The following is a 10,378-nucleotide window of genomic DNA, read 5'->3' as shown; positions in this document are numbered from 1 at the left end:
GCCCATTATTGATCAAAATATTGATTTTGTCGTCGGGGCACGTGTTAAGGAAAAACGGGAGCCAGGTAGTATGACTCCCCAACAAATCTTTGGCAATTGGCTGGCCACATTCTTGATGAAATTGTTCTTTGGAGCAACATTTACCGACTTAGGACCGTTTAGAGCAATAAAATATGAACAATTGTTGGCCCTTGAAATGGAGGACAAAACATACGGCTGGACAGTGGAAATGCAGCTAAAAGCCCTTAAAAAGAAATTGACATATATCGAAGTACCAGTGCGTTACAAAAAAAGAATTGGCATATCAAAAGTTTCTGGTACAGTAAAAGGTAGTATATTTGCAGGCATAAAAATTCTAGGTTGGATTTTTAAATACAGTATCAAATAATATGGGTCTTACAATATCTTACATAATCATTGCCATCTACAGTATCGCGTTGTTGTTGATATTCTTTTATAGCCTCGCCCAATTAAACCTTTTGGTCAATTACTTGGGCAATAAAAGACAGAATCAAACAGCGCCTAAATTTAATTTATTGGATCCGAAAGAGATTCCTTACGTTACCATTCAGCTTCCTGTTTATAATGAGGAGTATGTAATGCAACGACTTTTGGAGAATATTGCCAAAATAGAATACCCTAAAAGTAAGTTGGAAATTCAGGTACTGGATGATTCAACCGATGATACCGTAATAGAAACCGCTGAAAGAATCAAGGTCTTGCAAGAGAGCGGCCTTGACATTCAACATATTCAACGGGAAAACCGTCAAGGATTTAAGGCAGGTGCCTTAAAAGAAGGCTTGTTGACTGCGAAAGGTGATTTCATTGCCATCTTCGATGCTGATTTTCTGCCGGATTCCGATTGGTTGAAAAAAACGGTCACCTATTTTAAGGATGAGGAAATCGGTGTTGTACAGACCCGCTGGGGCCATATAAACCGCGATTATTCGACGTTGACCAAAATACAGGCTTTTGCCCTTGATGCGCATTTTACCTTAGAACAGGTAGGTAGAAATGCCAAAGGCCATTTTATCAATTTCAATGGTACCGCAGGCATTTGGCGTAAAGAATGTATCCTGGATGCCGGAAACTGGGAAGGTGACACCCTAACGGAAGACCTTGATCTAAGTTATAGGGCGCAGTTGAAAAATTGGAAATTCAAATATTTGGAAGATGTTGAAACACCGGCTGAACTACCCGTCGTGATCAGCGCCGCTCGATCACAACAATTCCGTTGGAACAAAGGGGGTGCCGAGAACTTCAGAAAATCTGTCTGGAACGTGGTCAGTGCCAAGAATATTTCCTTTAAGACCAAATTTCATGGCGTGATGCATTTGCTGAACAGTTCAATGTTCCTTTGTGTATTTCTAGTCTCTTTTTTAAGTATCCCAGCAATGTACATAAAGGCCTTATACCCGCAATTCGATTGGGCATTTGATATATTGAGCTTTTTTGTATTGAGCACCATCATCCTATTTGTGTGTTATTGGTTCACATATAAGAGCATTCAAGGCAGCAGCTTTGACAACTTTGTCGATTATATCAAGATCTTCTTTACATTTTTCTCCGTTGCCTTAGGGTTTTCGCTACATAATTCCATTGCCGTACTAGAAGGGCATATGGGGAAACGAAGTGAATTTGTTAGAACTCCTAAATTCAACCTAAGCAGTATTTCCGATAGTTGGAAAGGCAATAAATACCTGACCAAAAAACTATCACCGAACATGATCCTTGAATTTGCCTTGATGTTGTATTTCTTGTTCGGGATGTACAGTGCCGTTCCTTTGAACGATTTTGGACTGCTTCCTTTTCATTTAATGCTATTCATTGGGTTTGGGTTCGTCTTCTTTAAATCACTAACGTCAAGGGCATAGGTCTTTCTTCTCGGGATATAGGAACATTAGCGGGCACTAGCCTGTTATTCTGCTTTTTTTTCGGTTATTTGCAGTAAACCAAATTGCACATACCAATGCCCAACCAACTCTTCACCTATTGGAGACTTCATAAGATTCCGATTTTGTTGGCCTTACTAAGCCTTGGTTTCTATTACACATTTGCTTACCACCTGAACCGTACCGATTTCATTAAGTTGATTTCCTTGGTTGCCGCCCTTTTCTTTTTGTGTTACAAACTCATTCAATTTGAAAAATGGAACTTTAAGTTTTTACTTATTGTTGGCCTACTCTTTCGACTGATCTTTCTTTTTGCCGAACCCAACCTTTCCCAAGACTTTTACCGTTTTATATGGGATGGTGAATTGGTACGGAATTTTGTCAATCCATATCTCGAAGTACCAAATAATTTGATCCTACAACAGGAGATCTTCATTGCCAACGCCCAGGAACTTTATTCTGGAATGAGTGCATTGAGTGCAAAACACTTTAGTAATTATCCTCCGCTAAATCAATTGATTTTTGGATTGGCCACCTGGCTGGGCGGAAAAAGTATTTTGGGATCACTAGTTGTAATGCGAACGATCATTATCCTTTCTGACATTGGAATTTTTTACTTTGGTCGCAAACTACTAAAGAATCTCAACCTTTCGCCCCATCTTATTTTTTGGTATTTCTTGAACCCACTAATAATTATTGAACTTAGTGGTAACCTTCATTTTGAGGGGGTCATGCTCTTCTTTTTTCTGACTTCATTGTACCTGTTATCTTTAAAAAAGTGGTTATTTGCCGCGGTCTTATATGCCATTTCAATTGCAGTCAAACTTATTCCATTAATGTTCTTACCCTTATTCATTAAAAATTTAGGGATAAAGAAAAGTGCTCTTTTTTATATGGTGGTGCTAGTGACCACTTTGGTGATTTGGGCGCCTTTTCTTTCCTCGGATTTTCTAGCGAATTATTCGGAAACTCTTGGACTCTGGTTCTCGAACTTCGAATTCAATGCGGGATTTTATAATGTCGTCAAAGAAATAGCGGTTCGGTTTGAAGCCAAGCCCTGGGAATTGATAAAAACCTACGGCAAGATAATCCCTTATGCTGTTGTAGGTATCGTAACGCTATTGACATTCGTCAGAAAGAACCAGCATTTACCGATTTTGATTTCTTCGATGTTATGGATCCTTACCGCCTATTACGTCTTGGCCGCGACCGTACATCCGTGGTATATCGTTTTCTTGGTCTTGCTGACTGTTTTTACCGAATACCGGTTTTCCTTGGTTTGGTCATTCGTTGTTTTCCTAAGTTATTATGCCTATTCACAGTCCGATTTCAAAGAGCATTTAGGGATACTTACAATTGAATATATTTTTGTTTATGGATTTTTAATTTTCGAATTTTTCAGACATTACGCACAAAACTTACTATTTCGTAAAAATTAAAGGTCAAAGGTTCCCTTTTCAATTTTATTTGTACATTTGAATTCTAATGAAGAACGAACTACATATTTCTACAACCAATTGGGTACTTGGCCCAATTCGTTCTTTCACACCCACACGTCGTCGCCCGTAAGGGTGATTTCTATTATGGGAATAGGTGAGTCCATTTCCGCAAAATACCAAAAAATAAATTTTTCAATTTTAGTTTTAAAAACAAGTAACAATGGAAATTGTTATTGCTAACGAATCCCATTTTAAATACGCCGAGATCATCTGCGATACCATTGCTGAATCAGCTAAGGTAAGGGGTACCGGTATAGCCAAAAGAACCCCTGAATATATCCATAAAAAGTTAGAGAATGGAAATGCCGTCATCGCATTGGAAGACGGAAAATTCGCTGGTTTCTGCTATATTGAGGTTTGGGGGCACGATAAGTTCGTGGCCAATTCGGGTTTGATCGTGCATCCCGATTTTAGAAATCAAGGTCTGGCCAAAAAAATTAAAAAAGCCGTTTTTGACCTTTCGACCAAAAAATTCCCCACAGCAAAGATTTTCGGTATTACAACAGGGTTGGCGGTCATGAAAATCAATTATGAACTGGGGTACCAACCTGTAACATTTTCAGAACTTACCGATGACCCACAATTCTGGAAAGGCTGCCAAACGTGCAAGAACTTCGATATTCTTACACGTACCGAGCAAAAGATGTGCTTGTGCACGGGCATGCTATATGACCCGGCCAAAAAACAAAAACCCACAAACAAAGAGAAAGTGAACAGCAAGGCTTTCAATAGATTAAAAAGCATCAAGGAACAATTGTTCCTTAAAAAAAATAACTCGAAAAAATAGATTTTTCAGGTTACTGAAATATTAAATGAACGCTCATGGAAAAATTAGTTTTAGCGTATAGTGGAGGACTAGACACCTCTTATTGCGCCAAGTACCTATCAAAGGAAAAAGGATATGAAGTGCATGCGGTAAGTGTAAATACCGGTGGATTTTCAAAGGAAGAAATCGCTTCCATAAAAGCAAAGGCATTGGCTTTGGGGGCTACCTCCTACACGTCAATCGATGCCGTACAGACCTTTTATGATAAGGTAGTCAAGTATTTGATCTTCGGCAACGTACTCAAAAACAATACCTATCCCCTCTCAGTGAGTGCGGAACGTATAGTACAGGCCCTTGAGATTGTGCACCATGCCAAGAAGGTAGGCGCGAAATACATTGCCCACGGTAGTACGGGAGCAGGAAACGATCAAGTACGTTTCGATATGATCTTTCAGATCATTGCACCCGAAATCGAAATAATTACACCCATCCGTGATGATAAATTATCCCGGGAATTTGAAATTGGATATCTACAAAAGAATGGGGTAGATTATTCTTGGGAAAAGGCCAAATACTCTATCAACAGAGGTCTTTGGGGCACATCTGTTGGAGGAACGGAGACCCTGACCTCGAATTTACCATTACCTGATAGTGCCTATCCCAGTCAATTACAGGAAAAGAACCCATCTGAAGTTACCTTGACCTTTGAAAAAGGGGAATTGGTGGCTATTGATGGTAAGAAGGATAAGCCTGTGACCAATATCGAAAAATTGGAGGCTATGGCCTCAAAATATGCTATTGGCAGGGATATTCATGTTGGGGATACCATAATTGGAATCAAGGGGAGGGTTGGTTTTGAGGCCCCCGCAGCCCTCATTATTATAAAGGCCCATCATTTATTGGAAAAACATACGCTGAGCAAATGGCAGCAGTTTCAAAAAGAGCAATTGGGCAATTTCTATGGCATGCTGTTGCACGAAGGGAATTATCTCGATGAGGTCATGCGGAATATCGAGGCTTTCCTGACCGACACCCAAAAGAATGTTACAGGAGATGTCTACGTTAGCCTCTATCCATTCCAATTTAGAATGAACGGCATAGCATCGCAACATGATTTGATGAATGCATCCTTTGGAAGTTATGGTGAAATGCATAAGGGATGGACGGCCGACGAGGCTAAAGGGTTCATCAAAATAATGGCGAATCCAGGGAAAATATACAATCACGTAAATCACATTGATGATTAAAGCTGGTATTATTGGGGGGTCGGGTTATACAGGTGGCGAATTGATCAGGATCTTGTTGAACCACCCCAATGCGGAAATTGATTTTGTTTATAGCACCACCAGGGCAGGTATCCCGGTCACCAATGCCCATCCTGATCTATTGGGTGTCACCGATATTCACTTCACAGGCGAGGTGAACTTGGCGGTCGATGTGGTCTTTCTCTGTCTGGGACATGGTAATTCGACCAAATTCCTACATGAAAATCATTTCTCGTCCGCGACCCGTATTATCGATCTTAGCAATGATTTTAGATTGAACAAAGATGCGGTCTTTGATGGTAAGGAATTTGTTTACGGCCTCCCTGAATTGCAAAGAAATAAAATAACATCCGCCCGATATATTGCGAACCCCGGTTGCTTTGCCACCGCTATCGAATTGGCGCTTTTACCATTGGCCAAAGCCCATTTATTACATTCGCAAGTACATGTGAATGCCGTTACAGGGAGTACAGGAGCAGGTGTTAGTCCATCAGCGACCACCCATTTCAGTTGGCGAAATGGCAATGTTTCCTGGTACAAGCCCTTTACGCATCAGCATTTGGGAGAAATCAATGAAAGCCTGAAATCACTTCAAGGCAATTCGGGAGAAATACTGTTCTTACCCATGCGGGGTAATTTTACCAGAGGCATTTTGGCAACGGCATATACTCCTTTTAGCGGAACCGTGGATGAAGCCCTGCACTTATACCAAGATTTTTATTCGGATGCCGAATTCACGCAGATGGCCAAGGAACCCATCAACCTGAAACAAGTCGTCAATACGAACCAATGCCATATACACCTACACAAACATAACGATGTGTTGTTGGTTACCTCGGCCATTGACAATTTGTTGAAGGGAGCCTCAGGACAAGCTGTTCAGAACATGAACCTGATGTTCGGGTTTAAGGAAAAGGAAGGGTTGCAACTGAAAGCAGGAGTTTATTAAAAGCACGAAATAGAAAAAGTTAAAGTAAGGCGTAAAGCGAACAGCGCTTAGCGTATAGCAAATAGAGACCATGAAAATAGCCATTATAGGAGCTGGGAATTTAGGAATATCCATTGCGAAGGGAATCTTGCAAAGCAACGGGGCCACAAAAATGTACCTAACCAAAAGAAATACTGCAGATATAGAACGTTTTGAAAAATACGGCAATGTTACGGTTACCACCGACAACAAGGAAGCTGTTGTGAATTCTGATATTCTGATTTTTGCGGTACAGCCTTTACACATCGGGGAATTGTTGAAAGACCTAAAAGACTTGCTCACAGAAAAACATGTGATCATATCAACCATTACCGGTTATAGTATTGCACAGATGGAAAGCATCTTGGGAAAAGACCATAACATCATACGAAGCATGCCCAATACGGCCATTTCGGTCGGTAAGTCCATGACCTGTATCTGTGCAAATGAAAAAGGCAGGAAACGTGTAGAATTGGCCAAGGCTATTTTTAATCGCATGGGGCATACCATGGAAATCCCTGAGGTACAAATGCAAGCCGCAACGGTCATCTGTGCCAGTGGCATCGCTTTTTGGATGCGCTTGATCAGGGCCACCACCCAAGGTGCCATTCAACTGGGATTTGATGCGAAGGAAGCACAAGAACTGGCCATGTACACCTGTGATGGGGCTGCAGAACTATTGATCGCATCTGGCCAGCATCCCGAAGAAGAAATCGATAAGGTGACCACGCCAATGGGTTGCACCATACAAGGGCTGAATGAAATGGAACACCAAGGGCTGAGTTCATCACTTATTCAAGGCATTGTAGCCTCCTTCGAAAAAATCACCGAGTTTAAAAAAGCAAACCAATGAATTTATTTGACGTATACCCCTTATATGATGTAACCCCTGTTTATGCAAAGGGCATCGTGGTCACCGATGACAAAGGACAGGAATACCTTGATTTTTATGGGGGCCATGCGGTAATATCCATAGGACATTCCCATCCCCACTATGTAAAAAGAATTAAGGACCAGTTAGATAAAATAGGGTTTTACAGCAATGCCGTTCAAAACCCGTTACAAGTAGAACTGGCCAAAAAGCTTGGAAAACTCTCCCTTTGTGATGATTATAATCTGTTTTTATGTAATTCTGGGGCCGAAGCCAATGAAAATGCCTTAAAATTGGCGTCCTTCCAAACAGGAAAATCACGGGTCATCGCTTTTAAGAACAGTTTTCATGGCAGAACCTCTGCAGCTGTGGCCGCTACCGATAATGAAAAAATAAACGCCCCTTTAAACAAGCAGCAAAAAGTTACCTTTTTACCGTTCGATGATATAACCGCTTTTGAAATCGAAATCAATAAAGGGGATGTCTGTGCCGTGATAATTGAATCCATTCAGGGGGTAGGTGGTCTGGACGAACCGTCCACGCCTTTCTATCGGCAAATTGCGCAACGCTGTAAGGAACACAAGGTCGTTCTTATAGCCGATGAGGTACAGTCGGGTTTTGGTCGTAGCGGCAAATTCTTCGCCTTTCAGCACCATGACATACAACCCGATATCATCACCATTGCAAAAGGTATGGGCAATGGGTTTCCCGTTGCCGGTGTTCTGATCCATGAAAGTATAAAAGCCTCCTACGGATTATTGGGCACCACCTTTGGCGGCAATCATCTGGCTTGTGCCGCTAGCTTGGCCGTGCTTGAAGTCATGGAAAATGAAAACCTCATAGAAAATGTAAATCAGTTAGGCTCCTATTTTATGAAAAAGGCCAAAGAAATCCCCCAAGTAAAAAGGACCAAAGGCAAAGGATTGATGTTGGGGCTTGAATTTGATTTCGAAGTGGCCCAACTGCGCAAAAAACTGATTTACGAACATCATATTTTCACTGGTGGGGCCAACGACAAACATGTATTGCGCATTCTCCCTGCCTTGAATATTACCAAAGCACAGATGGATGTGTTTTTCGAAACATTGAAAATTGTACTGTCATGAGCGTACCCTTGAATATCAAGCAACGAAATGCAGTCCTCAATTCCATGATAAACGGGTTGAAAAAGGAAAAGGATGCCCTTTTAAAAGCCAACAAAAAAGACATGGAACGTTATCACGGGGGAGACATCGCCATGTTCGATCGCCTAAAGGTTGATGACGACAAAATAAATGCCATGATTCGGTCTCTCCAGGAATTGGAACAGCAAGAGGACCCATTGAACATAGAACGATTTCATTTTGACCATGACAACGGCATGTCGGTCACCAACAGAACCGCTCCCTTTGGCACCGTACTGATCATTTATGAATCCCGCCCAGACGTTACGATCGAAGCGGCAGGTATTGCCTTTAAATCGGGCAATAAAATACTATTGAAAGGAGGCAAAGAATCCTTGAACAGTAACTTGGTATTGGTTGATCTATGGCATAAGGCCTTGACGGAAAACCAGATTTCAACGGCGTGGGTCGAATATTTGGAGTATGACAGGAGTGAAACCCAGGCATTTTTGGAAAATCCGACCCAGAAATTAGATCTGATTGTACCGCGAGGGGGTGAAAAACTGATTGCCTTTGTAAAGCAACATGCTACCTGCCCCGTCATCGTTAGTGGAAGGGGTAATAATTTTGTCTTTGTGGATGTGGATGCCGATCAACAAATGGCCCTCGATATTATTATAAATGCAAAAACCACCAAAATATCGGCGTGCAATGCCTTGGATAAAGTGCTTATCCATGATCGGTTAGAGAACAAAACCGTTTTTATTGAGAAATTGATCTCCAAATTATTGGAAAGTAATGTGACCATCTGGGTGGATAATCACCTGGAAGGTTTTGAAAATACCTCCAAAATCAACAATGAGGCCATTTGGTACGAAGAATTTTTAGATTATAAGATTCTTATGGGAGCGGTAAATCATTTGGATGAGGCCATTGATAAAATCAATCGCTATGGGGGTGGCCATTCTGCAGCGATAATAACGAAAAATGAAGCAACCGCCAATGAATTTATGAACCGTGTGGATACCGCAGCCGTATACCACAATGCATCGACCCGATTTACAGATGGAGGTCAATTTGGTTTGGGGGGTGAATTGGCCATAAGTACGGATAAATTACACCAAAGGGGACCTATCGGATTACAGCATTTGGTGACCAACAAATGGTATGTAAAGGGAAATGGGCAAGTTCGCTAACAAAGACCTACAAGGTTTGTGAAACCTTGCAGGTCTTAAAGGACAACAACAATGACCAAAAAAAGAATATTGTTAAAAATAGGCAGTAATACCTTGACCAAGGAAACCAATCAGATTTCCCGCGGTAAAATCGAGGATATTGCACGACAGATCGCAACCCTGGAAGATGAATACGAATTCATTATAGTAAGTTCAGGGGCCATTGCCGCGGCCAAACAGTTTGTGAAATTGGAACATCATGGGGCCGAAATCAATGTAAAACAAGCGCTGGCTGCCATAGGGCAACCTCATTTAATGCGCATCTACCAAGAGAATTTCAGGGAATTGGGATTGCTTACCTCCCAATGTCTTCTATCGTATTCCGATTTTGAAAATGCAGATGCCAAGGCCAATATCAAAAACACCATCAACGTATTGGTGGCCAATAATTTCATCCCTATCATCAATGAAAATGACACAGTCGCTACGGATGAGATCCAATTTGGTGATAATGATAAATTGGCCGCGTTGACCGCCGCCTTATTGCAGGTCGACCTATTGATAATCGCCACGAATACCGATGGCATCTATACCAAAGGATCCCTTGTTGGAAATACCCCTGAGACGATTGAATCGGTCCAAGGAACCCAAAGTTTACAAAAGGAAATAAGCACTTCAAAATCCTCCCATGGCACAGGAGGAATGCAATCAAAAATTGAAGCCGCTGCCATTGCCCAAACTGCAGGAATTGAAACATGGATTGTAAACGGTTTGAAAGATAATTTCATCACAGACGCCATAATGGGCATAAGCAAGCATACCAAAATAAAACAATGAAAT

9 protein-coding genes and 1 pseudogene are annotated in these 10,378 nt (G+C 41.4%); all 10 read left to right on the top strand.

From position 1 onward, the window contains the following. A pseudogene (locus tag WBM98_RS08985) lies at positions 1 to 388 on the top strand (glycosyltransferase family 2 protein); the annotation flags it as partial. Position 389: 1 nt separating this feature from the next. Then, positions 390 to 1,874, top strand: coding sequence for a cellulose synthase family protein (locus tag WBM98_RS08980; protein ID WP_424365687.1), 1,485 nt, complete (start codon positions 390 to 392; stop codon positions 1,872 to 1,874). Between the two features lie 95 nt (positions 1,875 to 1,969). After that, entirely contained in the window at positions 1,970 to 3,331 is a 1,362-nt protein-coding gene (locus WBM98_RS08975; protein WP_424365686.1) for a mannosyltransferase, read from the top strand. A gap of 220 nt (positions 3,332 to 3,551) precedes the next feature. Then, on the top strand, positions 3,552 to 4,178 hold the full coding sequence (locus WBM98_RS08970; protein WP_424365685.1) for a GNAT family N-acetyltransferase: 627 nt from the start codon (positions 3,552 to 3,554) through the stop codon (positions 4,176 to 4,178). Positions 4,179 to 4,213: 35 nt separating this feature from the next. Then, complete coding sequence (argG, locus tag WBM98_RS08965; RefSeq protein ID WP_424365684.1) at positions 4,214 to 5,404, top strand: argininosuccinate synthase; 1,191 nt, start codon at positions 4,214 to 4,216, stop codon at positions 5,402 to 5,404. Then, on the top strand, positions 5,397 to 6,371 hold the full coding sequence (gene argC, locus WBM98_RS08960) for an N-acetyl-gamma-glutamyl-phosphate reductase (RefSeq protein ID WP_424365683.1): 975 nt from the start codon (positions 5,397 to 5,399) through the stop codon (positions 6,369 to 6,371). Before argG ends, argC begins: the two co-directional genes overlap by 8 nt. A 70-nt stretch (positions 6,372 to 6,441) precedes the next feature. Continuing rightward, complete coding sequence (proC, locus tag WBM98_RS08955) at positions 6,442 to 7,242, top strand: pyrroline-5-carboxylate reductase (RefSeq protein ID WP_424365682.1); 801 nt, start codon at positions 6,442 to 6,444, stop codon at positions 7,240 to 7,242. Then, the gene (locus WBM98_RS08950; protein ID WP_424365681.1) at positions 7,239 to 8,366 is read left to right on the top strand and encodes an aspartate aminotransferase family protein; all 1,128 of its coding nucleotides are present in this window, start codon (positions 7,239 to 7,241) and stop codon (positions 8,364 to 8,366) included. The genes proC and WBM98_RS08950 overlap by 4 nt, the downstream gene beginning before the upstream one ends. Beyond that, positions 8,363 to 9,559 (top strand): glutamate-5-semialdehyde dehydrogenase, encoded by a 1,197-nt coding sequence (locus WBM98_RS08945; protein WP_424365680.1) that lies wholly within the window; start codon positions 8,363 to 8,365, stop codon positions 9,557 to 9,559. The genes WBM98_RS08950 and WBM98_RS08945 overlap by 4 nt, the downstream gene beginning before the upstream one ends. Before the next feature lie 51 nt (positions 9,560 to 9,610). Continuing rightward, positions 9,611 to 10,375, top strand: coding sequence for a glutamate 5-kinase (gene proB, locus WBM98_RS08940; protein WP_424365679.1), 765 nt, complete (start codon positions 9,611 to 9,613; stop codon positions 10,373 to 10,375). The last annotated feature ends 3 nt before the right edge of the window (positions 10,376 to 10,378 follow it).

Source organism: Maribacter sp. (assembly GCF_049667165.1).
GTDB lineage: Bacteria > Bacteroidota > Bacteroidia > Flavobacteriales > Flavobacteriaceae > Maribacter_A.
This window is presented reverse-complemented; position numbering and strand designations above follow the sequence as displayed.